Annotated in this window: 24 protein-coding genes; 8 read left to right on the forward strand and 16 right to left on the reverse strand. The window is 69.8% G+C overall.

The features are described 5' to 3' along the window. Positions 1-441: 441 nt before the first annotated feature. From Prum_RS13840 to Prum_RS13865, 6 genes are all read right to left on the reverse strand, one after another. Positions 442-1,374, reverse strand: coding sequence for a glycosyltransferase family 2 protein (locus Prum_RS13840; RefSeq protein ID WP_246277879.1), 933 nt, complete (start codon positions 1,372-1,374; stop codon positions 442-444). 61 nt (positions 1,375-1,435) lie between these two features. Beyond that, the gene (locus tag Prum_RS13845) at positions 1,436-2,248 is read right to left on the reverse strand and encodes an alpha/beta hydrolase (RefSeq protein WP_173076956.1); all 813 of its coding nucleotides are present in this window, start codon (positions 2,246-2,248) and stop codon (positions 1,436-1,438) included. 113 nt (positions 2,249-2,361) lie between these two features. Beyond that, on the reverse strand, positions 2,362-2,646 hold the full coding sequence (locus tag Prum_RS13850; protein ID WP_173076957.1) for an Rv1322 family protein: 285 nt from the start codon (positions 2,644-2,646) through the stop codon (positions 2,362-2,364). 9 nt (positions 2,647-2,655) lie between these two features. After that, the gene (locus Prum_RS13855) at positions 2,656-4,209 is read right to left on the reverse strand and encodes a glycosyltransferase family 39 protein (RefSeq protein WP_173076958.1); all 1,554 of its coding nucleotides are present in this window, start codon (positions 4,207-4,209) and stop codon (positions 2,656-2,658) included. Positions 4,210-4,225: 16 nt separating this feature from the next. Beyond that, on the reverse strand, positions 4,226-5,215 hold the full coding sequence (locus Prum_RS13860; RefSeq protein ID WP_173076959.1) for a glycoside hydrolase family 26 protein: 990 nt from the start codon (positions 5,213-5,215) through the stop codon (positions 4,226-4,228). Between the two features lie 26 nt (positions 5,216-5,241). Then, complete coding sequence (locus Prum_RS13865; protein ID WP_218577235.1) at positions 5,242-6,900, reverse strand: glycosyltransferase family 2 protein; 1,659 nt, start codon at positions 6,898-6,900, stop codon at positions 5,242-5,244. Between the two features lie 331 nt (positions 6,901-7,231). Here Prum_RS13865 and Prum_RS13870 point away from each other — a divergent pair, with 331 nt between their 5' ends. Beyond that, positions 7,232-9,346, forward strand: a complete 2,115-nt coding sequence (locus Prum_RS13870; protein ID WP_246277880.1) for a galactose oxidase early set domain-containing protein — start codon at positions 7,232-7,234, stop codon at positions 9,344-9,346. Beyond that, positions 9,343-9,894: a hypothetical protein gene (locus Prum_RS13875; RefSeq protein ID WP_173076960.1), complete on the forward strand. Its 552-nt coding sequence runs from the start codon at positions 9,343-9,345 to the stop codon at positions 9,892-9,894. Before Prum_RS13870 ends, Prum_RS13875 begins: the two co-directional genes overlap by 4 nt. Here the strand turns inward: Prum_RS13875 and Prum_RS53780 are convergent. Next, complete coding sequence (locus Prum_RS53780) at positions 9,891-10,019, reverse strand: hypothetical protein (protein WP_281368903.1); 129 nt, start codon at positions 10,017-10,019, stop codon at positions 9,891-9,893. The genes Prum_RS13875 and Prum_RS53780 overlap by 4 nt on opposite strands. Positions 10,020-10,053: 34 nt before the next feature. Continuing rightward, positions 10,054-11,844, reverse strand: coding sequence for a 3-hydroxyacyl-CoA dehydrogenase family protein (locus tag Prum_RS13880; protein WP_173076961.1), 1,791 nt, complete (start codon positions 11,842-11,844; stop codon positions 10,054-10,056). Between the two features lie 415 nt (positions 11,845-12,259). Here Prum_RS13880 and Prum_RS13885 point away from each other — a divergent pair, with 415 nt between their 5' ends. Beyond that, the gene (locus Prum_RS13885; protein WP_173076962.1) at positions 12,260-13,768 is read left to right on the forward strand and encodes an aldehyde dehydrogenase family protein; all 1,509 of its coding nucleotides are present in this window, start codon (positions 12,260-12,262) and stop codon (positions 13,766-13,768) included. 100 nt (positions 13,769-13,868) lie between these two features. Further along, a complete protein-coding gene (locus Prum_RS13890; RefSeq protein WP_173076963.1) occupies positions 13,869-14,366 on the forward strand; it encodes a DUF6174 domain-containing protein in 498 nt (165 codons plus the stop codon). On the opposite strand, the gene Prum_RS13895 is transcribed toward Prum_RS13890, so the two are convergent. Continuing rightward, positions 14,363-14,962, reverse strand: coding sequence for a peptidase inhibitor family I36 protein (locus Prum_RS13895; protein WP_173076964.1), 600 nt, complete (start codon positions 14,960-14,962; stop codon positions 14,363-14,365). The two genes, Prum_RS13890 and Prum_RS13895, sit on opposite strands and share 4 nt — an antisense overlap. A 120-nt stretch (positions 14,963-15,082) precedes the next feature. On the opposite strand from Prum_RS13895, the gene Prum_RS13900 reads away from it, so the two are divergent. Further along, the gene (locus Prum_RS13900; RefSeq protein WP_173076965.1) at positions 15,083-15,982 is read left to right on the forward strand and encodes a hypothetical protein; all 900 of its coding nucleotides are present in this window, start codon (positions 15,083-15,085) and stop codon (positions 15,980-15,982) included. On the opposite strand, the gene Prum_RS13905 is transcribed toward Prum_RS13900, so the two are convergent. After that, positions 15,937-16,590 carry a hypothetical protein gene (locus tag Prum_RS13905; protein ID WP_173076966.1) on the reverse strand — a complete coding sequence of 218 codons (654 nt, stop codon included), beginning with the start codon at positions 16,588-16,590 and terminating at the stop codon, positions 15,937-15,939. The genes Prum_RS13900 and Prum_RS13905 overlap by 46 nt on opposite strands. Before the next feature lie 480 nt (positions 16,591-17,070). On the opposite strand from Prum_RS13905, the gene Prum_RS13910 reads away from it, so the two are divergent. Further along, entirely contained in the window at positions 17,071-17,289 is a 219-nt protein-coding gene (locus Prum_RS13910) for a TM2 domain-containing protein (protein WP_218577237.1), read from the forward strand. Positions 17,290-17,361: 72 nt separating this feature from the next. Here Prum_RS13910 and nucS read toward each other — a convergent pair whose 3' ends face one another. Then, a complete protein-coding gene (gene nucS, locus Prum_RS13915; RefSeq protein ID WP_173076968.1) occupies positions 17,362-18,021 on the reverse strand; it encodes an endonuclease NucS in 660 nt (219 codons plus the stop codon). A 45-nt stretch (positions 18,022-18,066) separates the two neighbouring features. Here nucS and Prum_RS13920 point away from each other — a divergent pair, with 45 nt between their 5' ends. Together Prum_RS13920 and Prum_RS13925 are read left to right on the forward strand one after the other, a co-directional pair. Then, complete coding sequence (locus Prum_RS13920; protein ID WP_173076969.1) at positions 18,067-18,675, forward strand: DUF4126 domain-containing protein; 609 nt, start codon at positions 18,067-18,069, stop codon at positions 18,673-18,675. 84 nt (positions 18,676-18,759) lie between these two features. Next, positions 18,760-21,129 carry an ATP-binding protein gene (locus Prum_RS13925; RefSeq protein WP_173076970.1) on the forward strand — a complete coding sequence of 790 codons (2,370 nt, stop codon included), beginning with the start codon at positions 18,760-18,762 and terminating at the stop codon, positions 21,127-21,129. On the opposite strand, the gene Prum_RS13930 is transcribed toward Prum_RS13925, so the two are convergent. The 5 genes from Prum_RS13930 to Prum_RS13950 are packed head-to-tail and all read right to left on the reverse strand — an operon-like array spanning position 21,100 to position 24,536. Next, positions 21,100-21,840: an ABC transporter permease gene (locus Prum_RS13930; RefSeq protein ID WP_218577238.1), complete on the reverse strand. Its 741-nt coding sequence runs from the start codon at positions 21,838-21,840 to the stop codon at positions 21,100-21,102. The two genes, Prum_RS13925 and Prum_RS13930, sit on opposite strands and share 30 nt — an antisense overlap. Beyond that, positions 21,837-22,571 (reverse strand): ABC transporter ATP-binding protein, encoded by a 735-nt coding sequence (locus Prum_RS13935; protein WP_173076971.1) that lies wholly within the window; start codon positions 22,569-22,571, stop codon positions 21,837-21,839. Before Prum_RS13935 ends, Prum_RS13930 begins: the two co-directional genes overlap by 4 nt. After that, the gene (locus tag Prum_RS13940) at positions 22,568-23,293 is read right to left on the reverse strand and encodes a hypothetical protein (RefSeq protein WP_173076972.1); all 726 of its coding nucleotides are present in this window, start codon (positions 23,291-23,293) and stop codon (positions 22,568-22,570) included. Before Prum_RS13940 ends, Prum_RS13935 begins: the two co-directional genes overlap by 4 nt. Further along, entirely contained in the window at positions 23,290-24,186 is an 897-nt protein-coding gene (locus Prum_RS13945; RefSeq protein ID WP_173076973.1) for an ATP-binding cassette domain-containing protein, read from the reverse strand. The genes Prum_RS13940 and Prum_RS13945 overlap by 4 nt, the downstream gene beginning before the upstream one ends. Beyond that, entirely contained in the window at positions 24,183-24,536 is a 354-nt protein-coding gene (locus Prum_RS13950; protein WP_173076974.1) for a GntR family transcriptional regulator, read from the reverse strand. The genes Prum_RS13945 and Prum_RS13950 overlap by 4 nt, the downstream gene beginning before the upstream one ends. Positions 24,537-24,639 lie beyond the last annotated feature (103 nt).

Genomic DNA, 24,639 nt, shown 5'->3' on the forward strand with positions numbered 1-24,639 from the left:
CTTTTCCGCGACCGTTTGCCCTTGATCGACGCACATGTCCTTGATCGACGCGGCCAGACGGGCCCGGTCCGGCGCGGCGTTACGATTCTCAGGCAGATTTACCCCGGTCCGCACCACCTGCGGACCGCATGCTCCCGCGGGCACCGCGCAGGTCGGCGGCTCGCAGAGCGAGCCGAAATCCCCGACCTACGCTGCCAGGTCCGCGAGACAAGCCCGCCGGAGTCCAACAACCGGCGAGCGCCGATCAAGGCTTTCCCCGTCGATCAAGGGTTTCCCCGTCGATCAAGGGCATATGGTCGTGCTTGGATCTCCAATCCACGACCGTTTGACCTTGATCGACGCGAAAGTCCTTGATCGACGCGGCAAAGCGGGCGGCCGGGTGCGCGGGCCAAGCGGGCGGCCGGGCGCGCGGGCGGCGCGCGGCCGGGCGGGCAGGAGCGGTCAGCCGGCTCGGGCTACCACGTGGGGGCCTGGCGTCTCGCGTAGGCGGGCTGGGCTGAGCAGCGCGCGGGCCGCCATCCGGCTCGGGCGCTTGCCGATCAGGGCGCGGCTGGCCTCACGCAGGAACAGCGCGGCCCAGAAGGCGGCGGTGGACAGCCGACCGTGCCTGCGGCTGTAGAGCCGCACGCGGTTGAGGGTCAGCAGGGTCCACAGGCCCGGCGACACCCGGGACTCGCCGCCCAGGTGCACGGCGTCGGCGGTGGGCGTGTAGCGGGTGAGGAGGCCGTTGTCGCGGGCGCGCAAGGCGTAGTCGGTCTCCTCCGAGTAGAGGAAGAACGACTCGTCCCAGCCGCCGTTGCGCCGCCAGCACTCCGCGCTGATCAGCATCGTCGAGCCTTCCGCCCAGTCGGTCACGGCCTCGCTCCGGTAGCGACGCTCGTCCGTCACCACCTCGCCGAGGGCGTCGTACCGGCCGGCCCGGCCCGCGCCGAGAAACGCGTCGCCCAGGATCCGCAGCACGCTCGGCTCGCGGCGCATGGTCTGGATCAGCGCGCCGTCGCCGTCGCGCAGCCGGGGTACGGCGATGCCGGTGCCCGGGGAGCGCAGCACGGGCATGAGCCGCTCCACGCAGCCCGGCCCGAGCCGCACGTCCGGATTGAGCACCAGGACGGCGGTATGCGGACCGGCGACGGCCATCGCGGCGTTGATTCCCGCCGCGTACCCGGCGTTGCGCCCCATCTCCACCACGGTGGCGTCCGGAGCGTGCTCCTTGAGCGCGGCGATGGTGCCGTCCGCCGAGGCGTTGTCCGCCACGATGAGGCGCCACCGGAAGCCCATGAGGCCGGGTGCGAGCGATGCCATCAAATCAGCGATCAAGTTTTCGCTGTTGTAGGTGACGACGATCACCGCGACCATTTCGAGAGTGCTGATCACGCCGAACCATCTTTCCGGCAGTAACGGCCCGGAGGGAAGGGAGGTTTGTGTCGGCTAATCATCACCGGTCGGGTGAGGATGGCCACCGATCGGCCACCGGTACGTCCGCGAACGCGGCCACGGTACGGTCGGCGTACGCGCTGGCGTCGCCGTACTCGATCGGGCCGTCCCAGGCCGACGGCAGCGGCACCGGCACCTCCGGCGCCACCCGCCGGACCACCTCGTCGAGTACGAGTTCGGAGTGGCCGACCCACAGGTGCTTCGCCCCGGGTACGCCGACCACCTCGGCCTGCGGCACGGCGGCGAACCGGCCGCGCGCCTCGTCCGGCCGCAGGTAGTCGTCGAACTCGGGCACCAGCGCGGTGACCGGCTTGCCGGATTCCGCCCACACCGCGAGGTCCTCCGCCGTGGTGAAGCGCAGCGGCGGGGACAGCAGGATCGCCCCGGTGACCGCCGGATCGCAGCCGTACTTGAGCACCAGGTCGGTCCCGAACGACCAACCCAGCAGCCACACCCGCGGCAGCGAGGCGAACTCGGCGTACTCGATGGCGGCGGCCACGTCGTACCGCTCCCCCACCGCCTTGTCGAAGGCGCCCTCGCTCGTGCCGCGGACGCTGCTCGTGCCCCGGGTGTTGAAGCGCAGCACCGCCAGCCCGGCGAGCGCCGGCAGGCGCCAGGCGGCCTTCCGGAACAGGTGGCTGTCCATCATGCCGCCGTGGGTGGGCAGCGGGTGCAGGCAGACGAGCGTGGCCACCGGGTCCCGGTCGGCCGGCAGGGCGAGCTCACCGACCAGGCGCAGCCCGTCTGCGGTGTGCAGCTCGATGTCTTCCCGGCGGCCCGGCAGGATGGCGTTGGCGCGGATCTGGGTGCTCACGCCAACAATCTTTCACCGGCGCCGTTCCCTCGCATGCGGCTGGGCCGGCGCTCGCTCCGCTCGCGCGTGGCCCGGGGCCCAGAAGGCGCCGCCTTCCCTCGTCGCTTCGCTCCTCAGTCCAGACGACGCCGGCCCCGGGCCCAGCAGCCCGCGTGCCAGTGGCGCCGGTCGCTCTCGTCGCCGCGGCCGTCCACCGGCCAGGCCACCACGTGCGGCGTCCCGGGCCGGATCTCCTGGTTGCAACCCGGACACCGGTACGTCTTAGCGGACGCACCGCCCGGAATGGTCCGCACCGCCCAGTCGCCGTCGCTCCACGCCTGGACCCGCTGTACGCCCTGCCGGGCGCGCTCGACGTCGAGCGGTGACACATCGTCGCGGCGTTGGTTTCGGCGGGGCACGGGCCCAGCTTATGAGCGCGTGAGCAGCACCAGCTTCACACCCTTGAAGGTGCCCTCCGGCGTCACCTTGTACGGCTGTAGCAGCGTCTTCCGCTCGGCCGCCAGCCCGCCCAGCGGGTCCGGCGAGTACGTCGTGCTGATCAGCCAGATCCGCTCGGCGTCGACGGCCGTACAGGGGGCGGTGTTGGGGTTGCCGCACTCCCGCGCCGAGTACGACCCGCGGGCCACCGACGTCACCGTCAGGAACACGTCGCGCGGCTTGGGGTCGTCGCGCAGCTCGTAGTCGACCGCCTCCCGGGCGAGGTCGGAGAGCTGGCCGAACACGTCGTTGTACGCGATGCCGTCGCCGGGCTTCTGGTGCGCGCGGATCACGTCGATGGCGCCGGCGTAGTCGGGCTGGCCGGTCACCGGGCTGGCCCGTACCGCGCGCTGGTCGGGCACCACGGCGACCGCGAACACCGGCAGCAGCAGCACCGCGCCCAGCAGCCAGGTCCAGGACGCCTCGCGCCGCAACACCACGCCGCCCACGCCGCAGAGCGCCGCCGCGGCGAGCAGCGACCAGGCGGGCAGCGTGTAGAGCACGTACCGGGCGAGGAACATGTGCAGGACGGGGTACGTCACGTACACGAAGACGATGGGGAGCACCGCCCAGACGACCAGCGCCAGGATGGCCTCGCCCCGCTGGCGCCACAAAAGCAGTGCGCCGAGAACGCCCACGCCCACGATCAGCCCGGCCGCCTCCCACGACAAGAAGAGCTCGCGTGGAAACGTCCGTACGGCGTTGAGGTCCGCCTTGATCCAGTCGATCGACGCGGACTGCCGGGAGGCGAACGACAGCAGCGGGATGATGCCGAGCCCGGCGACGCCGACCGTGCCGGCCCAGCGGTACCGGCGCGCGTCGTCGCCGTCCGTGGTGCGGGCCACGAGCACGAGGTGGGCCGCCAGCACGACGAGCGACGCGAAGTGCAGCAGCCCGGCGCCGACCAGGCTGCCGCCGTACAGCGTCCAGCGCAGCCACACCGGCTTGTCCATGGCGCGCACCAGGAGCAGCGTGGAAAGGACCACCATCATGGTCACCAGCGCGTAGGAGCGGGCCTCCTGGGCGTACCGGCTGATTGCTGGAATGGCGGCGAAGAGCAACCCCGCGACCACGCCGACCGGCGTGTTGACCAGGCGGCGCCCCAGCAGCGCCAGGCATCCCGCGGCCAGTGCCATCGCCAGCAGCGAGGGCATGCGCAGGGCCAGCGGCGAGTCGCCGGCCACCGCGATCCACGCCTTGCTCAGCAGGATGTAGACGGTGTGCACGAGGTCGGTGTTGGACAGCAGGTGGGCGAGGTCCCGGAAGGACAGCGTGGCGGCGTGCCAGGTGGCGTACTCGTTGTTCCACATCTGCCGGTCGCTCGCGCCGGTCCAGCCGATCGCGAAGGCGGCCAGGAACGGGATGACCGCGAGGACGGCCGTGTACGGCGACCCGGTCCGGGCCGGCTCCGGGCGGGGCGGCGACGCGACGGACGGCGAACCGTCGCCGGGCGCGCCGACCGCGTGCTCCGGAGCTAGCACCATGACCGAGGTCCCTTCGTTACGCAACGCGGAACCCGAAGGCCGCGCTCTTCGCCTCGTCGCGGAAGCTGCGCATCGAGGCAGCGTCGCGGTCGATGTTCCATTTTCCGGAGCCGTCGTTGTTGAACCAGACCAGGCCCAGCACGTCGGGCCGGTCGGCGATGCCCTCGAACAGGTCGGCGATCTGCGCGGGGCGGGAGGAGCCGGGCTCGGCGGCCGTCTCCACGATGAGGAACGGCCTTTTCGTGAACGCCCGGATCTGCTTCATCGTGGGCTCGAAGAGGGTATCGAAGGTTTTCTTGCCCTTGTGCGTGTAGTAGCCGTCCATCCCGACCCAGTCGACGTACTGGTCACCCGGATAGTAGGGCTTCAGCTTCACGTTCGGCATCGGGTTGATGACGTTTGGCGTCCAGGCCCAGATGACGTTCTTCACGGCGGCGCGGGCGAAGAGGCCGTGGATGTGCCGCCACGCGGCGACGAAGTCCGCGGGCGAGTTGTTCTGCCGGCCCCACGAGTACCAGTCGCCGTTCATCTCGTGCGCGAAGGTGAGCACGACCGGCAGGTTCAGCGTCCGGATGGATTCCGCGAAGGTGAGGATGTAGTGGTCCTGCTTGCCGGCCGCGATGTCGACGAGCGTCGGCTTGAACGGCTCCCACCGGATCACCGGCAGCGCGCCGTACTCGTACGCCTTGCGGGCCTCGGAGATGGCGAACGCGTCGTCGAAGCTCTCGTAGATGGCGATCAGGTTCGGCTTCTTGCCGACCCGCGTGGCGAAGCCCTCGATCTTCGACATGTCCGTCGGGGCGCCGTCGATGGCCACGCCGAGAAACTTCTTGTCCGGCTTGAGCAGGTGCTTGACGTCGTACGGCGTAACGGGCGACGGGCTCGGCGAGCCGGACGTCCCGGGCCCGGGGTCGGCGCTCTGGCTCGTGGCGACCGACGCGAGCAGCTTGGAGATGTTGACCCGGCTGAGCGCGGCGTATTCGACGACCGCGATCGAAAGGATCACCAGGGCCACGATGATGTGCCGGCTTTTCACATCACGACCTCGACGTCCTTGCGCGGGTCGACCAGCAGCGCCTGGGCGACGATCGCGAGGAAGAACGCGCCGCCGAGCAACGCCGGGGCGAAGACCAGCGCGTCGCCGGTCACCATCCGGTAGCCGGCGACCGCCACCCACAGCAGGCCGGCGCCGGCCGTCCAGTACCTCAGACCGGTCCAGAGCCGCTTGGTCTTGCTCTTCTGGCCCTTGCCGCCGGTCGGCTGCCAGCCCATCTGCCGGCCCCGCAGGATGTCCAGGATGGCAAAGGCGTGGGCCCAGCCGTACAGCATCCGGACGGTCCAGGACTCCAGGCCGTACCGGACCCGGTGCCACAGCGGGAAGAGCACGAAGTTGTAGATCACACTGGGCAGGATGAGCAGGTAGTTCGACAGCGCCATCGCGTGCGGGAAGAACAGCAGCATGACGAGCGGGATGATCGGGCCGGCGAACGTGAAGACGGCCGTGTGCACGTAGTAGCAGAAGCCCGAGACGTAGCTGAGCCGGGCACGCCACTTCAGCTTGGTCTGCCAGAACTTCTTCGACCCGAGCAGGCTCATCGACCCGGCGCACCAGCGGTACTGCTGGGTGAAGAACGAGTCGACGTCGCCCGGGCAGAGCCCGGCCGCGAGCGGCAGCGGGATGTACCGCAGGTGCCAGTTCTTCATCCGCAGGTCGAAGCCCGTGTGTACGTCTTCGGAGTGCTCGATCAGCGTCGAGCCGCCGATGTCGTCCAGGGCGGCGCGGCGGTACACGGCGCAGCTGCCGACGCAGATGGCCGCGCCGTGGTGCTGGCGGGACACCTGCACCGACCGGTAGAAGAGCTCCTGCACCGCGCCGGCGCCGCGCTCGACCCAGCCCTGTCCCTTGTGGACCCGGAAGAACTGCGGCGATTGCACGATGCCGAGGGTCGGGTCGGCCTCGAAGTACGGCAGCATCTCGTCGAGCATGTCGTGGCGGGGCGAGAAGTCGGCGTCGAGGACGAGGATGTAGTCGCCGAGGGTGCGCTCGAACGCGTACCGCATGTTGCCGGCCTTCTTGTACCACCCCCGGTTCGGCCGGCGCTGGTAGACGAAGCTGAAGGCGAGGGCCATCCGCTCCATGTCCTCGGTCGGCGAGTCGTCCAGCACGTACACCGTGACGTTGCCGCGGTAGTACGTGGCCATCTGGCGCACGTACTCCCAGGTGTTGGCCAACACGTGCGGCGGCTCGCCGCACACCGGCAGGAAGATGTCGACCGCCGGGTACCGCTCCGGCTTCCAGCCGTAGACGAGCTGCTTGTGCTCCTTCATGTCGAAGCCGGGTGTGAAGAGGTTGACGCACACCGAGATGACGTAGTACGCGAGCGTGAAGAGCAGCAGCGGCGTCAGCACCAGCAGCCAGGGCGCCAGCCGGAGGAAGAGCACCTGGCTGATGACCAGCGAGCCGAAGCTGACGAAGGAGAAGAGCATGAGGCCGGCCAGCCGGCGCTTGCGGTAGAGGTACTTCTCGTCGTCCGTGGGCGGCAGCGGCACCGGCGCGTACGCGGGGCGCATGATGACTTCCGCGCGCCGGCCGCCTCGGCGCTGCGCGGGCACCTTGACGGCTCCGGGCAATCTGAACTCGGCGGTGGCGTCGATTGGCAGCGCGGCGTCGGTGCGCGCGGGCGAACCCACGGTGGAATTTCCCCCTAGTGCGGACGAACAAGGGAACAGCTGATGTGAACAGAAGCACATCGGAGGTAGGGGTTGACGATCACCTCCGGATGGGTCTCGATCGACCGGCTATGCCCGATTTCTGGTCTTTATCGATGGCCCCGCAGGCGGTAGACAAGGTCAAAAACCTATAAAATCCGACGCCAGCTCGCAATAGCCCGATTGGACAGGCGCGACGTGCCCGCACAATCGCCGCGCGACCGTGACCGGACGGCCATATGCCCACCTCGCGAAGTGCCGGTACGCTGCCGGACGGCCGGAATTGAGGCAGGTCGAGGACGAGGAGCGCAGGGTGGCCGACGTCGGGTTCGCACGTGCCCAGCAGAAGGTACCGATGTGGAGCCCGGAGCTCCGCCGCGGACTGAGCCGGGTGCTCGCGCTCACCGTGTTGCTCACCGCCGCCCTGGTGGTCGCCGCGCCGGCCCAGGCCGCCGACAACCTCGTGCAGAACCCCAGCGGGGAGGCCCTCACCAGCGGCTTCCCGAACTGCTTCGAGAAGGCCGGGTTCGGCACAAACACGTTCACCATCGGCACCACCACGGACGCGCACACCGGCAGCGTCGCGACGAAGGTCAGCATCACCGCGATCACGTCCGGTGACCGCAAGGTCACGATGGCGCGGACCGCGGCCTGTGCCCCCACGGTCACCGCGGGTCGCCAGTACGACCTGTCCGTCTGGTACAAGTCCACGACCGTCGCGGCGGCCATGACGGTGTTCCGTCACGACGCCACCGCCGGCTGGCAGTACTGGACCGACCTCGCGACGCTCGCCGCGACCAGCACGTACGCGCAGAAGACGGTGCGCACGCCGCCGCTGCCGACCGGCACCGACCAGATCGTCTGGGGCCTCAGCCTGTACGGCACCGGCACGCTCATCACCGACGACTACTCGATGGTCGACGCGACCGCGCTGCCGCCCACACCGACCTGCACCGCCGGCGTCGCGTGCACCAAGGGCCAGTGGCAGGTCATGCCGTACCAGTCGCAGGTGCGCGGCATCCACGCCGTCGTGCTGCAGAACGGCAAGATCCTGCTGGTCGCCGGCTCCGGCAACGACACCGCCGCGTTCCGGGCCGGCACGTTCAAGACCGCCGTGTACGACCCGGCGACCGGCACCTTCACCAACGTCACCACCCCGGAAGACCTCTTCTGCGCCGGCCACGTCCAACTGGCCGACGGCAAGGTGCTGGTGATGGGTGGCAACAAGCAGTACCCGACCGCCGACGGCACCTCCGGGTTCAAGGGCCTGAAGAGCTCGTACCTCTTCGACCCGGCGACCAACGCGTACACGAAGATCAACGCCATGACCGCGGGCCACTGGTACCCGTCGGCGACGGTGCTCGGCAACGGCGACGTGATCTCGCTCGGTGGCCTCGGCGAAGACTCGAAGGGCACCGCGTTCACCGAGTACTACAAGGCTTCCGAGAAGCGCTGGCTGGCCTGGAACGAGGTCAAGCAGACCTGGAAGTGGTGGGGCCTGTACCCCACTATGGTGCTGATGCAGGACGGCCGCCTGTTCTACACCGGTAGCCACACCTTCGGGGCTGGCCTGGCCGGCAGCGGCGCGTCCATCTACGACTACAACGCCAAGACCATCACCGACGTGCCCGGCCTGCAGAACAAGGACTACCGCGACCAGTCGATGAGCGTCATGCTGCCGCCGGCCCAGGACCAGCGGGTCATGACGATCGGCGGCGGCAACGGACACACCAATGTGGACGCCAACCGGCTCACCGACATCATCGACCTCAAGGCGGCCAGCCCCACGTACAAGCCCGGACCGCTGATCCCGCAGGGGACGCTGACCGGCGGCGTGGCGCAGAGCGGCGACCAGGGCAAGATGTACGTCTCCGCGGTGCTGCTGCCGGACGGCACGGTCTTCGAGACCGGTGGCGCCCTGCACAACCGCGCCGACCCGGTGTACGAGGCGTCAATCTTCGACCCGATCTCCAACACGTTCCGCCCGCGGATGGCCACCGACCCGGTCCCGCGCTCGTACCACTCCTCGGCGTTCCTGCTGCCCGACGGCCGCGTCATGGCGATCGGTGAGAACCCCGGCAACGGCACGTTCGACATGCGTATCTCGGTGTACTCGCCGCCGTACCTCTTCCAGGGCACCCGCCCGGTGATCCAGTCCGTCGCCGCGACGAACTGGGCGTACGGCAGCACCCAGAAGATCACCGTGAGCGCGCCGGTGGTGCGGGCGTCGCTGATCCGCCCGGCCGCGGTGACCCACTCCTCCGACCCGAACCAGCGCTTCGTCGAGCTGCCGATGACGGTCAGCGGCAACACGATCGGGCTCAACGTGACCAGCAACCCGAACATCGCGCCGCCCGGCTGGTACATGCTCTTCGTGCACGGCGCCAACGGCGTGCCGTCGGTCGCCAAGTGGGTCAAGCTCGGATGAGCCAGGGGTTCCGGGCCCTCGCTGACTGGCTGAGGGCCCGCAGCCGCCGCGAGCGCTACGGCGCCGCGGTGCTGCTCCTCGTGGTCCTGCTGTCGGTGGGCGCCTGGGCGATGACGGGCGGCACCGGCGGCGCGCCCATCTGGTCCGACGGCGCCTCCTTGCGCGACACCGGGGACGGCGGCGGCGCCGCGCCCGACGGGGATGCCGGAAGCGGCTCCGACGCCGGCTCGGGCGGCAAGGGGAACCAGGCCGGCTCGGCGGTGTCCGCCCCGCCGCGGGTGCTCGACTTCGCCGGGCAGCCGGGTGCCACCCCGGAAAGCCCGTTGCCCTCTCCGACGGCTCCACTGGAGATCGAAGAGGGCAACGAGGGCTGCGACTACTCGTACGGCGACCGCACGGTGTGCGTCCCCTGGGAGTTCCCGGAGGGCGTCACCGACAAGTGCGCCTGGCTCAAGGAGCGGGGCTACAAGCCGTTGCAGGTCAACGGCCGCGACCGCCACGGCCTGGACCGCAACGGCGACGGTATCGGCTGCGGCGACGGCGACTAGCCGGTCAGCTTCGTCGACCACGTCTCCGGGCGGCCCGGCTTCGCGTCCGGCGCCAACCGCACCCGGCCGTACCCTTCGTCGAACGTCAGCACGTGCACCGGGAACCCGCCGAAGTCGTAGATCACCAGACGCCGGGCCGGGATCGCCGTGTTGACACGACTACCGGGCCGTGTGGTCCCGGAACCCCCGACCCACCTTGCGCCCGAGGTAGCCGGCCGTCACGAGGTGCTCCAGCAACGGCGCCGGGGCGAACCCGGGCTCGCGCAGCTCCAGGTACAGCTCGCGCTGGATGGCCAGCGAGACGTCCAGCCCGACGACGTCGAGCAGCTCGAACGGCCCCATCGGGTAGCCGCAGCCCAGCTTCATCGCGTAGTCGATGTCGTCGGCCGTCGAGTACGACGCCTCCAGCATCCGCACGGCGTCGTTGAGGTACGGGAACAGCAGCGCGTTCACCACGAACCCGGCCCGGTCGGCGCACACCACGCCGGTCTTGCCCAGCCCGCCCACCACCGCCCGCGCGGTGGCCAGCGCCTCCGGCGAGGTGCGGATGGTGCGTACGACCTCCACCAGCGGCATCACCGGCGCCGGATTGAAGAAGTGCAGCCCCACCACGTCGGCCGGCCGGTGGGTGGCCATCGCGCACTGGATCACCGGCAGCGACGACGTGGTGGTCGCCAGCACCACGCCCGGCTTGCAGATCTCGTCCAGCGACGCGAAGAGCGCCTGCTTGACGCTCAGCTCCTCGATGACGGCCTCCACCACGAGGTCCACATCGGCCAGGTGCTCCAGGGTCGCCGACCAGCTCACCCGGCTCAGCGCCGCGTCCCGGTCGGCCTCGGTCAGCTTGCCCCGCACGACACCCTTGTTGAGCGACTTCTTGACCGACTCGCACACCCGCGCGGACTTTTCCGCGCCGCGGGTCACCGACACCACCTCGTACCCGGCCTTGGCGAACACCTCGATGATGCCGGTGGCCATCGTCCCGGAACCGACCACACCGACCTTCGCGATCACGCGCGCGCCGTCGGTGGCCGCCGGATCCGCGGCGGTCGGCGTTTGTTCATCGGGTACGACTACCGGCGAACCCGCTTTCTCATAGGCGTAGAAGCCCCGTCCCGACTTCCGGCCCAGCAGTCCCGCGGTGACCATCTGCTTGATGAGCGGCGCCGGGGCGTGCCGGCGGTCCCGCCCACCCCGGCGGTACATCGTGTCCAGGATCTCGTACGCCGTGTCCAGCCCGATCAGGTCCATCAACGCGAGCGGGCCCATCGGCAGCCCGCAGCCGAGCTTCATGGCCGCGTCGATGTCCTCCCGGGTCGCGTAGCGCGACTCGTACATCGTGACGGCGTGGTTCAGGTAGCCGAAGAGCAGCGCGTTGGCGATGAACCCGGCCCGGTCGTTGATCGTCACGTCGACCTTGCCCAGCCGCTCGCACAGGGCCTCGACGTCGGTGACCACGTCGGGCTCCGTCACCACCGTGCGGATGACCTCGACCAGCTTCATGATCGGCGCCGGGTTGAAGAAGTGGATGCCGATCACCTGGTTGGGCCGGTGCGTGGCGACCGAGATCTCGGTGACGCTGAGCGAGGACGTGTTGGTCGCCAGGATCGCGGTCGGCTTGCAGACCTGGTCCAGCTCCGCGAAGATCCGCTGCTTGAGGTCGAGGTGCTCGGGCACCGCCTCGATGACGAGATCCACGTCGGCGAGCGCCGCCAGCCCGACGGCGAACGTGACCCGTCCCAGCAGCGCGTCCCGGTCTTCGGCGGCGAGCTTGCCCTTGGCGACGGCCCGGTCCGTCGACCCGACGAGGGTGGCCCGTCCGCGTTCGAGCGCGGCGTCACTCACCTCCACCGCGAGCACGTCCAGGCCGTTCCGGGCGAAGACCTCGACGATCCCGGCGCCCATCGTGCCCAGCCCGACCACGCCAACGCAGTTGATCTCGCGCGCCACGACCCACTCCCTAACGCCGCCTAAGGCTCCGTTTTTCGGAGTCTCCCACGCCCTACTGACGCGTAACAAAGAGGTGGCCCATCTCACGGCCGCGCCCCCACCGGGTGCCAGCAGGTGATCATGGGCTATCACCGGGGTGATGTGGTCCAGCGCACGCCGACCTGGCGCAGGTCGGCCGCCAGCTTCGGGCCGATGTTGACGAGGCTCCGCAGATCGCTCTCCATGGGCGTACCACTCCAGTCCGAACAGGACGATCGCGTCGTCGAGCGCCCGGGCCAGCCGCCGCAGCGCCGCCAGCGGCACGCCGTCGCCGCCGGCCGCCCACTCGCGGACGATCCGCAGGATGGCCAGTGGGCACCGGATTTGTTATGTCCCACATATCCTACTGATGGGTAACCCGGTTTACACTCCGGACATGACGGCTGTGCACACCCCCGGAGCGCCGCGGATCGAAGACGGCGAGCTGGTCTCCACCAACCCGGCGACCGGCGCCGAGGCCGGACGCTTCCCCGTGGCCAGCGCCGAAGACATCGGACGCGCCGTGGAGCGCGGGCGCGAGGCGGGCCTGTGGTGGGCCGGGCTCGGCTTCGCCGGCCGCAAGGAGCGGCTGCTGCGGTGGCGCGCCCTGCTGGCACAGCAGATCACCGAGCTGGCCGAGCTCTCCAACCGCGAGGGCGGCAAGCCGGTCGCCGAGGCGATCGTCGAGGCCACGTCCGGGATCGAGCACGTCGACTGGGCCGCGCGCAACGCGCGGCGGGTGCTGGGCCCCCGAGGGGTACGCAGCCGGCTCGTCCTCGCCGAGTTCTCCGCCCACCTGGAGTACCAGCCGTACGGCGTGGTGGGCGTGATCGGGCCGTGGAACTACCCGGTGCTCACCCCGCTCGGCTCCATCGCGTACGCCCTGGCCGCCGGCAACGCCGTCATCTTCAAGCCCAGCGAGTACACGCCGGCCGTCGGGCAGTGGCTCGCCGACTCGTTCGCCCGGGCGGTGCCGGAGCATCCGGTCTTCCAGGTCGTACACGGGCTGGGCGACGTCGGCGCGGCGCTGTGCCGGTCGGGCGTGGGCAAGCTCGCGTTCACCGGGTCGACCGCCACCGCCAAGAAGGTGATGGCCGCCTGCGCCGAGACCCTGACCCCGGTGCTGCTGGAGGCCGGCGGCAAGGACGCGATGATCGTCGACGCCGACGCCGACCTGGACGCGGCGGCCGACGCCGCGGTCTGGGGCGGCATGACGAACGCCGGCCAGACCTGCATCGGCATCGAGCGGGTGTACGCCGTGGCACCCGTTTACGACACCCTCCTCGCCAAGGTGGTCGAACGCGCCGGCAGACTGACCGTCGGCGCGGGCGACGGCGCCGACATCGGCCCGATCACCATGCCCTCGCAGATCGACGTCATCCGCCGGCACATCGACGACGCGATCGCGCGCGGCGGGCGGGCCGTCCTCGGCGGGCCGGAGGCCGTGCAACCGCCCTACGTACGCCCGACCATCCTGGTCGACGTGCCGGAGGACGCCGCGGCGGTACGCGAGGAGACCTTCGGCCCCACGCTCACGATCCGCCGCGTGCAGGACGCCGACGAGGCGGTCAGCCTGGCCAACGCCGTCCCGTACGGCCTGGGCAGCTCGGTCTTCGGCCGGCGCCGGGCCATCGCCATCGCCCGGCGGCTCCGCACCGGCATGAGCGCCATCAACTCGACGCTCACCTTCGTCGGCATGTCCACGCTGCCGTTCGGCGGGGTCGGCGACTCCGGCTTCGGGCGCATCCACGGCGACGACGGACTGCGCGAGTTCGGCCGGGCCAAGGCGATCACGAAACGGCGCGGTCCGTCCCTGCTCCCGGCCATGACGTTCGACCGTACGCCGGAGCAGGTCGCGAGGATCGTCAAGCTGGTAAAGCTCCTCTACGGCCGTCGTACCCCCTGACCTGCCCCACCCCTCCCCACCCCGCCCCGGCCCGCCCCTTCTTCCCGTCGATCAAGGGCAAACGGTCGTGGTTTGATCTCCAATCCACGGCCGTTTGCCCTTGATCGACGCGGAATTCCTTGATCGACGAACGCCCCGGCCGGAACCTCGTCGCGGCCATCGCCGTCGAACGGGCATGAAGCGGCGCGTAGCTCTGGTGTGTGTGGTCGTTGCCGGCATGGCCGGCTGTGGTGAGTCGGGGGCGGAGACGGCCGCGTCGTGGCAGGAGCCCGGCAGCTACTCCTATGTGCTCGCCTCGCAGTGTGGCGAGCGGCTGCTGCTCGGGCGGTTCCGCATCACGGTCGAGCAGGGCAAGGTCACCAAGGCGGAAGGGCTGGACGGCTCTGCGCGCCGGGCACTGGAGGGCAAAAGCGATAGCCCGCCGACGCTTCGGCAACTCCTCGACGAATGGGAAAGCGCACGCCGGGACGGCGCCGAGGTGGCCGACCTCAGCACCGACCCGGGCGACGGCCATCCCACGAAGATAATGATCGACCCCGTGAAGAACGCGATGGACGACGAGGCGTGCTATACGATCACCGAATTCGCGGTCGTCTAGCACGTGGGTTGAATGTGATCCGCCATGTTGCGGTACGGAATGACGTCGGCCTTCGTGCGTACGCTCGCACTGAGGCTGAACAGGACCCGATCACTCGTGTGGCTCGGCACGGCCCCGTGATTCAAGAACGCGACGCTGCCCGCCTTGTTGAAGTGCACCGATTCGGTGCGATCGTGCCAACCGGACCAGGCCAGGTCCTGCCAGGCGCAGGTTGACGTGCGCACGCGCGGGTAGTTGAAGTTGATGCCGTCGTAGTAGCAGAATGACCCGGATGGGCAGTCAGCGGCGGCGAAAATACCGGCCGACCGCACAAAGGTCATCACCAGCATGCCATCGCCATAGCTGATCTCAGTCGCGTTGATCTGCTTGCCGCCGGGGTACTTGAGCAGGTGGGAGTCTATTTGCTTTTGCACGGCGCCATCGGCTGCCGGAGCCGCCGGAACGGCGACGGAGAATACGATCACAAGGGCGGCGAAGATTGCGGTTCCCATGGCTGAAAACCGGCCAAAAGGTGGTTTCATGGTGTTTCTCCAGCGTATCCCCAGACTGATTCGGGAGGCGGCCGCAGTTTTGACTGTACGGCCATCGAAGATCATAAACCACGTAGGGTCAGCTAAGCGTCTCTCTACGTAATCAAGATCTGGGCTGGTTACACCAACGTCCAATTCAAGATATTCAAGTACGCGGCAGTGGGCGCCGACTCCGGAGGAGAAGCAGTGGAAGATCGCAGTCGGTACGTCGCCGCGGCGGCCGGCGTGGCCGTCCTCGCGACCATCCTGGGGATCGTCGCGGTGGCCCGGTCTCCCCACGGCCGGCCCCGGGACACCGCTGCGGGCGCCCTGCCCGGATGCGTGCCCGATGCCACCCGTCCCGCCCGCGCTCCCCTGACCGACCTCGCCCATGCCGTCGCGGCGCTGACCGGGGACGCACCGACGGGCAAATACACGTACGTCCGGGCGCGCACCTGGTCCGTCGACACCACGGCCGAGGAGCGACCCGAGATCGCCAACCGGGATGAACGGCTGTGGTGGACGGCCGATCGCTCCGGCCGCCGCCAGATCACGGTCCTGCCGTCCCTACCCCTGGCGGACCTGGCCACCGCCGCGCCGGATCCGCCGACCGCCGGCCGCGTGCTGGTCGACCTGTACCGGCCCGGCGAGCTGGCCCTGGTGGTGGACCGCCCATCCGCCGATCCCGCCGTGCTGGCGGCTCAGCTCGCCGCGCACGAGCCACCGAGCAACGGTCACCACGCCACCGTCCGCGCCGTCGCCGACATGTACCGCTATCACGCGCCCGACCCGGCGCAACGAGCCGCCGCGCTGCTCGTCCTGGCGGACACCGACGGGCTCACGGCCTGTGGCACGGTGACCGACCGGTTCGGCCGTACCGGCCTCGCCATCAGCGCGGACAGCGACGGCGGCACGACCCGGCACGTCCTCGCGATCGACTCGCAGCAGGGCTCGGTGCTCGGCTATGAGCGGGTGGCCGTCGTACAGCCGCCCCAGTCGTCGATGCGGACGCCCGGCGTCACCGCACAGGTCCTCTTCCTGACCAACGAACGGACGGACACTCAATCACCCGTGCCGCAGTCGCCCAATGGCTCCTCGCCCACGTAGACGAGCTGCCCCACGTCGGTCTTCGTACGGCTCCTCCGCACGGAGTAGTCCGCGTCGCTCTCCCCGGCCAGCGCGCCGTTGTCGTACAGGAGCTGCCAGTGGGCCGAGTCCTGGAAGAAGAGCATGGCCAGGTCATGCATGATCAACCGCTGCCCGCGCAGCGCCCCGTCCTCGTGGTCAGCCAGGTCGAAGTCCTCAGGAATCGCGAACGTCACCGCCGTACACGCCGGTATCCGACGCGAGGTGCTGAGGCTCACCGTCCCGTCGGGCATTCCGTCTCCGCCCATCGCGGCGTCGTGAGAGGCCAGCAGCTCCAGACTCAGAATGTCTTTCGGCGCCCGGTCCTCGACGACAAACGTGGTGCCCGCACCGACGGTTCGCTCGCTTTCGGTGGGCTGATCGACGATCCGCATAGTCACCATCGAGGCGTACTTCTTACGATCCCGATCGAGATTGTCTCTGTTGACGCGCTCCCCTTCGTCAGCGGCGCGCTGGGCAATGACGTTGGCGCTTTCCTCGACGCGCACCGCGTCTTTTTCCGCCGCCGAGCCGAGGAAGGCCGGCACGGCGACGACGATGGCAACGATCACGCCGGCCAGCGTGGCCACCTGGAGCAGGTTCCAGTCGCGGGCCTCCTGGCTTCGGTGCCGGCCCCTGTTACGCCTCACAAGGTCAAAATGTTAGCCCCGATCTTGGCAGCGAGCCCCATCGATGAACTGGCAGAACCAAGGTTACCCATTAGTACCGAATCCACGAATCCGCTGATCAACCGGCACGCCCGCACCGCAGGCGATTTCGAGATCACCATCGGTGAAACGTCACTGATATCCGATCGTGTCTTTGAAACGGTATACCCGAAATCAATTCGCCTTGTCGCGACGCGAAAGGTTTCACCGTGAGACATTCCATTCCGATGCGTTTGCCGTGTCAATAAGAAAGCGCTCTCAGAATGGAATGAACCATTCTTGTGACCATCCGACCGTCCGTAGTGGACAGATCACCGTACGCGATGACCTGCGGGGCAGCGCGGCTCCACCAAAGCGAGTATGTTGCCGTGGTCCATTTCCAATATCGAGAGGTTCATCGCTGTGTCCACTACCGTGGCAGCTCCTGAGAAGAGCGTCGGCACCGCATACCTGCTCTGGTTCTTCCTCGGCGCGGTCGGCGCCCACCAGTTCTACCTGGGCAAGACCGGCCGGGCGATCAGCTACATCTTCACGCTCGGCTGGCTGGGCATCGGCCTGCTGATCGACCTGTTCACGCTCCCCAAGCAGGTCCGCGCGGTCAACGGCACCCCGGCCGCCTGAGCCCCCCGTTGTGATCAGGGCGTCCCTCAAGTCGCTATAACAGCTTGAGGGACGCCCTGATCACGGAGGTGTTCAGAAGAGGGTGAGTTCGTCGCGTTCTATGCCGCGGAGTTTGTCGTAGTTGACGACCACGCAGCGGATGCCGCGGTCCTCGGCGAGCACCCGGGCCTGCGGCTTGATCTCCTGGGCGGCGTACACGCCGGCCACCGGGGCCAGCAGCGGATCCCGGTTGAGCAGCTCCAGATACCGGGTCAGCTGCTCCACGCCGTCGATCTCGCCGCGCCGCTTGACCTCCACCGCCACGGCGGCGCCGCCCGCGTCGCGGCAGAGTAGGTCGACCGGACCGATCGCGGTCATGTACTCCCGGCGTACCAGCGTGAAGCCGTCACCCAGCGTGGTCGGGTTGGCCGCCAGCAGCTCCTGCAGGTGCGCCTCGACGCCGTCCTTCTGCAACCCTGGGTCCACGCCCAGCTCGTACGAGGTGTCCTGGAAGATCTCCTCAAGGGTGATCCGCAGCTCCTCGCCGGCCTTGTTGACGACCCGCCACACGCCCGGCGCCTCTTCCATCCGGCAGGGCGGGCTCATCCAGTTCAACGGCTTGTACGCCCGGTCGTCGGCGTGGATCGAGACCGACCCGTCCGCCTTCACCATGAGTAGTCGGGTCGCGGGCGGCAGGTGTGCCGAGAGCCGTCCGACGTAGTCCACCGAGCACCGCGCTATCACCAACCGCACCCGGAGAGCCTAGCCAACTGGCGCGGCGGTGGGATGCTGGGACACGTGTTGGAGGTGCTCACCGGGACCGGTCTGGCCGCATCGGCCGGGCTGAACGCGTACATCCCGCTGCTCACGATGGGGCTGCTGGCGCGTTACACCGATCTGATCGACCTGCCGAGCGGCTGGAGCTGGCTGGGCAACGGCTGGGTCCTGACGATCCTGGCGATGCTGCTGGCGGTGGAGTTCTTCGCCGACAAGATCCCCATGGTGGACAGCGTCAACGACGTGGTGCAGACCGCCGTACGGCCGACCGCGGGCGGGCTGGCCTTCGGCGCGGGCTCCAGCTCGGAGACCGTGCTGGTCACCGACCCGGGCGACAAGAACCAGTGGGTACCGATCGTCGTGGGCGTGTTCATCGCGCTCGGCGTGCACGGATTGAAGTCGGCGGCCCGGCCGGTCATCAACGCGTCGACCGCCGGGGTCGGCGCACCGGTGGCGAGCACCGCCGAAGACCTCACCAGCGTGGTGATGTCGGTAATCGCGATCATCCTGCCGTTCCTGGTGCTGTTCTTCATCGTCGCGATAGTGTTCGCGTTCATCTGGCTGGTGCGCCGCCGGCGGCACCGAAAGCGCGAGCGCCAAGCGGCGCGCGCGGCCGGTTTCCGCGTATAGGAGATCCATAGGCCGCGTCCGCCTGTGCGGCGCGACGCACGATGGCGCCGCGGACGCGGCTGTGGCAAGCAAGGGGAGAGCAGCGTGCGCCGAGGCCCCGTGATCGTGCTGATCGCGGTGACGTCCGGTCTGCTCTCCGTGCTTCTCGCCGTCGCGGTCAACGTCGCCACCGGCGGCACGCTGCCCGGCCCGTTGCGGGGCGTGTCGTGGCTGGCGTGGCCGGCGGTGGGCCTGCTCGGCGCGGTCGCGGTCGGGCTGGCGATCTGGCAGCAGCACCTCGCCGAGCGCGAGCTACCGCCCCGGGCGCCGGAGCCGGCGGCCCCGGTGCGCGTCCTGCCGCCCCCGCGCGAACTGCCCGCCGCGGTCACCGCCTTCGCGGGCAAGGCCGACCTCGCCGCGGTCCACCGGCTGCTCGCCGATGGCTGCCGGGTGCTGGCCGTGGCCGGCCCGCCGGGTGCCGGCAAGTCCACGCTCGCCCTGCACGTCGCCCACGAGCGCCGGCACCTCTTCCCGGACGGGGAGCTCTTCGCGGCGCTGCGCGGCGCCGACCCGGACCCGGTCGCGCCGGAGGCGGTGCTCGCCCAGTTCCTCGACCGGCTCGGCGCGCCCGAGGACGAGCGGCGCGGCGGGCTGGACGATCTCGCGGCGCGCTTCCGCTCGGCGGTGGCCGACCGGAAGATGCTCATCGTCCTCGACAATGCCCACAACGCTGCTCAGGTGCGTCCGCTGCTGCCCGGCGGCGCGGGCTGCCTGGTCCTCATCACCAGCCGCCGGCTCCTCGTCAACCTGCCGCACGCCGTCGCGCACCCGATCGGGGGCCTGGAGAGCGAGGAGGCACGGGAGCTGTTCGCCAGGGCCGCGAACGATCCGCGGGTCGACGCCGATCCCCAGGGCGTGGCGCGGATCGTCGAGCTGTGCGGCGGGCTGCCGCTGGCCGTACGCATCGCGGCGGCCCGGCTGAAGGCCCGTCCCGCCTGGACCCCGAGCGACCTGGCCGGCCGGCTGGAGAACGAGCGTCGCCGCCTGCAGGAGCTGACGCATGAGGACCTGGCGGTGCGGTCCAGCTTCGAGGCATCGTACGGAGAGTTGTCCGATGTGGACCGCACGGTGTTTCGCCGGGCGGGCTCGCACCCGGGCCGCGTATTCGGGCCCAGCGCGGCCGCCGCGCTCGCCCTGCTCGACGAGTCAGCGACGTACGCGGCGCTGGAGCGGCTGGTCGACACCCACCTTGTCGAGTCCCCCGCGCCAGACCGGTACCGGCTCCACGACCTGCTCCGGATCTTCGCGCGGGACCTGCTGTCCACCGAGGATCCGCCGTACGACCACAGCGCCTATCTCGACTGGCTCACCGCGCACGCCGGCACGGAGGACCGCGAGAACGTCGTTGCCGCCGTGCGCCACGCGGTGGAGCGGCGCGCGTTCGAGGGTGCGTGGAAGCTTGTCGCGACGGTCCATCCGCTGCTGACCCACGCCTCGGATCACATCTATCGCCTCGCGCTCTGGCAGGAGGCGGCCATCGCGGCCGACGCCCTGGGCGACGAGGCACGCAAGGCGCGGGCGCTGCGCTGGGTGTCCAACGGGTTCCGCTCCGGCGGCGAGGTCACCAAAGCGCTCGCACCCGCGGCGGAGGCGGTGGCCATCACGGAGCGGCTCGGCGACCGTGCGGAGCAGGCATACGCCGTCGTGGCGTACGGCGAGGCGCTGCGCGACCTGAGCCGCTTCGACGAGGCCAGGGAAGCGCTGGAGCGAGGGCTCGCGCTCTTCATGGACCTAGGCGACGTCGGCAGCGAGGTCGGCGCCCGCAGCGCGCTCGGCTCGCTCTTCAACACCCTCTGGCAGCCGGAGTCCACTGTGGCGGTACTGGAGCCGGCGCTCGTCCTCCTCCCCGACGTGGCGGAGCACCGCCGTTCGTGGGTGCTGCTGGGGCTCGGCATCGCGTACAAGTTCACCGGCCGCAGAGATGAGGCGGGCGAGCTCATCGCGCGCGTCCTCGACCTGTGCCGGCGCACCGACGACGAGTACGCCCGGGGATACGCGCTGCAGGAGCGCGGTTGGCTCGCCTCGGAGGAGCGGCGGTTCGACGACGCCATCCAGGACATGCGCGCCTCGCTGGAGGTGTTCACCCGGATCCGGAACAGCGCCGGCGTCGGCGGGGCGTACGAGGCGCTCGGCGCGGTCGCGGCCAACGCCGGCCGGCACGAGGAGTCGATCAGCGCGTGCGACGCGGCGATCGCCCAGTTCGAGCGGCTGCACGACCGGGTGCGCACCGGCCGGGCGCGGCTCAACAAGGCGCGTGCGCTCGCCGACGCCGGCCGCACCATGCAGGCCCGCGCCGAGTGGGCTGCGGCGGAGGCGCTGATCGGTGACGCTCCCCTGCCCGAGGTGGCGCGCCTGCGCGAGCACCTCCGCCGCCTCATAGACGAACTAGGACCACCGGAAGAGCCGGGCCGCTAGCGCGCCGAGGCCGAGCAGATACGCGGCCAGCACGCCGAGGTGCAGCACCGACGGGAAGCCGCCCGTCCACGCCTCCTGCATGGCCTGTGACGCCGCGCCCAGCGGGGTGAAGTCGCTGACCCGCCGCACAGCGTCGGGCATGACCGGACCGGGGGTCCACATGCCGGCGAAGAAGAGCATCGGGAAGTACACCAGCATGCCGATCCCGGACGCCGTCCTGGCCCGCGGCGCGACGGCCGCGATGAGCAGCCCCACGGCGAACATCGCGCCGGTGCCCAGCAGAAACGCGAGCAGGAAGCCGAGCGGCTGCCGCGGCAGGTCGACGCCGAACCCGGCGGTCGCGACGGCCACCGCCAGCACCGCCGCGACGAGCGTGGCGGCGCCGTTGACGGCGAGTTGGGCGCCCAGCAGCCGTACCGGCCCCACCGGGGTGGTGGCCAGCCGGCGCAGCACGCCGCGCTCCCGGTACGTCGCCAGGTACGCCGGCAGCGTGCTCACGCCGGTCGTGGCGATGGCCATGGCCAGCACGATCGGCGCGTAGACGTCGATCGGGCGCAGCCCGCCGAGCTCGTCGGCCGGGTCGCGGAAGCCCGGAATGGCCAGCCCCAGCGCGAGGAGCAGCAGGGCGGGGAACGCGACGCCCATGACGAGGCTCATCGCGTCCCGGGCGAAGAGCTTGGACTCCACAATGGTCAGCCGAGCGACCGTCACAGCCTTGCTCCCGTCAGGGCCAGGTAGGCGTCCTCCAGCGTGGCGCGGTCCAGACCGTGCTCGTCCTGGACCCGCTTGATGAGGGCGGCGGGCGTGTCGACGGCGACGGTGCGGCCGGCGTCGATCACCGCCACCCGGTCGCAGAGGCGCTCGGCCTCCTCCATGAAGTGCGTGACCAGGACGACGGTGACGCCCCGGTTGCGTACGCTCTCGATGAGCGCCCAGGTGTCCCGCCGCGCGGCCGGGTCGAGCCCGGTGGTCAGCTCGTCCAGCACCGCGATCCGCGGCTCGCCGACCAGCGCGAGCGCGATGGACAGCCGCTGCTTCTGCCCGCCGGACAGCGTGCCGAACTTGGCCTTGCGCTGCGCCGACAGCCCCATCGCGTCGAGCAGCTCACGCCAGTCCGCGGGCTCGGCGTAGAACGTGCTGTAGAGCTCCAGCGCCTCCCACACCCGGATCTTTTCCGGCAGCTGGGACTCCTGGAGCTGCACGCCCACCAGCTCCCGCAGCTCGGCGCCGTCGTGGTCCGGATCCCTTTCGAGTACGCGGATCGCGCCCCCGTCGCGGCGCCGCATGCCGCTGACGCACTCCACAGTGGTCGTCTTGCCCGCGCCGTTGGGCCCGAGGATCCCGAAGATCTCCTCGCTGTCCACTGTGAACGACACGTCCGCGACGGCGGTCGTCTCGCCGTACGCCTTGCGCAGGTTGCTTACCTCGATGACCGGACTCATCCCGACACCTTCCTCATGGGCGCGTTGCGAATGAGGGCGAAGTTGACGGCCCACGCCGCCGCGATGCTCGCCGCGGCGATCAGCACGCCGACCACCAGATGTGGGGTCTGCCAACCGAATCCGCGGTTGATGCCGTATCCGGCCCACAGCGAGTTGAACCCGACCTCCGACACGATCGCCGGCAGCGACGACACCGGGATGAGCGCGATGCCCCACCAGGTGCCGAGCCGGTAGAAGGCGGAGCCGATGAGCCAGCCGGAGCACAGGTACGCCATGCCGACGAAGAACTCCGCCACCAGGGTCGCGAGGCCGTCGCCGAAGGACTGCACCGGGTACGGGTCGGTCTGGATCGACAGCAGACCCTCGGCCGAGTAGATGGGGTGCTCGACGGCGTACCCGACGGCCATGATGACGGCGTAGAAGGCCGCGACGGCGACCAGGTACGCCGTGGCGCCGAGCGCGAAGTGCCGCCGGGTGACCCCGTTGCCGACGTAGACGGGCAGGAAGACGCCGGTGAGCATGACGCCGAGCGCGGACAGGAAGTACTTGGGCGCCGATCCACCGGACGTCGCCCAGATGCTGACGTCCGCCGTTCCGACCGTCACGACGATGGTCACGATCGTGGCGTAGACCGACACCATGATGGCCCAGTAGCCGGCGATCATCGGCAGCGCGGTGCGCAGCTGGGCGCGGGCGACGGTCCAGGCGGGATGCGTACTCATCGGGATGCCTCCGCGGCGGCGGTGAGGTGGACGAAGAGGTCCTGGAGGCTCACGGGCCCCAGATCGAGCCCGGCGGCCCGCGCCTTGCCGCGCTGGTCGTCGTCGAGCTGCCCGTAGATGGTGGTTGACTTGGTACGCCCCAGCCGCTGCTCGCCGAGCACGGTGTGCCCGGCCACGCTGAGCTGGCTGAGGAACGTGTCCACCTGGTCGACCAGCCCGGTCACCGCGACACCGCGCGAGCGCAGGGTCTCGGTCTCCTCGTGCGCGATCAGCCGGCCGTGATCGAGGATCACGACCTCCTCGAAGAGCGAGCCGACCTCCTCGATCAGGTGCGTCGACACGATCACGGTGCGCGGATGGGCGATGTAGTCGTTGAGCAGCTCCTCGTAGAAGGCGTACCGCGACGGCGCGTCCATGCCCAGGTATGCCTCGTCGAAGATGGTCAGCGGCGCGCGGGCGGCAAGGCCCAGCGTGACGCTGAGCGCGGACTTCGCGCCCCGCGACAGCGCCCCCACACGCTTCTTCAGGGGTAGGTCGAAGCGGTCGATCAGCTCGCGGGCGTAGTCCTCGTCCCAGTTCGGCCGGAGCGTCCGCGCGAGCCGGAGCACCTTGCGCACGCAGTCGCTGTCCTGCGCGTCGACCCGGTCCCGCACGAAGCAGATCTGCCGGGTGATTGCCGCGTTCTCGAACGGCTCGGCACCCTCGACCCGCACCGCGCCGCTGGTCGCCCGGCGGAACGCGGAGACGATCGACAGCACGCTGGTCTTGCCCGAGCCGTTGCGCCCGAGCAGCCCGTAGATCTTGCCGCCGGGCAGCCGGAGGGACAGGTCGTCGACCGCGACCGTGTCGCCGTACCGGAGGGTGAGGTGGTCGACCTCGACGGACAGGCTCATCGTGCTCCCTCGATGCGGCGGATGACTTCGTCCAGCGAGATGCCGATGACCCGCGCCTCGGCGATCATGGCGTCGACCACCTGCTCGAAGAAGCGCTCGCGGCGCTCGGCCCGCAGCTTCTCCCGCGCGTTCGGGCTGACGAACATGCCGATCCCGCGCCGCTTGTAGAGGACGCCCTCCTCGATCAGCTGGTGGAAGCCCTTGGCGGCGGTGGCGGGGTTGATCCGGTAGAAGCTCGCGTACTGGTTGGTGGACATGACCTGCTCGTCCTCCCCAAGTGCCCCGCTCAGGATGTCCTCTTTGATCTTGTCGGCTATCTGCTGATAGATCGGACTCCGGTCGTCGAACACGGGAGCACCTCAAAGGTTCTTAGGTTCATTACTTGACTAATGAACCGTAGCACCGACGAACCGGAGGGTCAACGGCGCGGCAGACGCGCCCGAGCTTGAGGAA

The sequence above is a fragment of the Phytohabitans rumicis genome, from assembly GCF_011764445.1.
Classification (GTDB): Bacteria; Actinomycetota; Actinomycetes; order Mycobacteriales; family Micromonosporaceae; genus Phytohabitans; species Phytohabitans rumicis.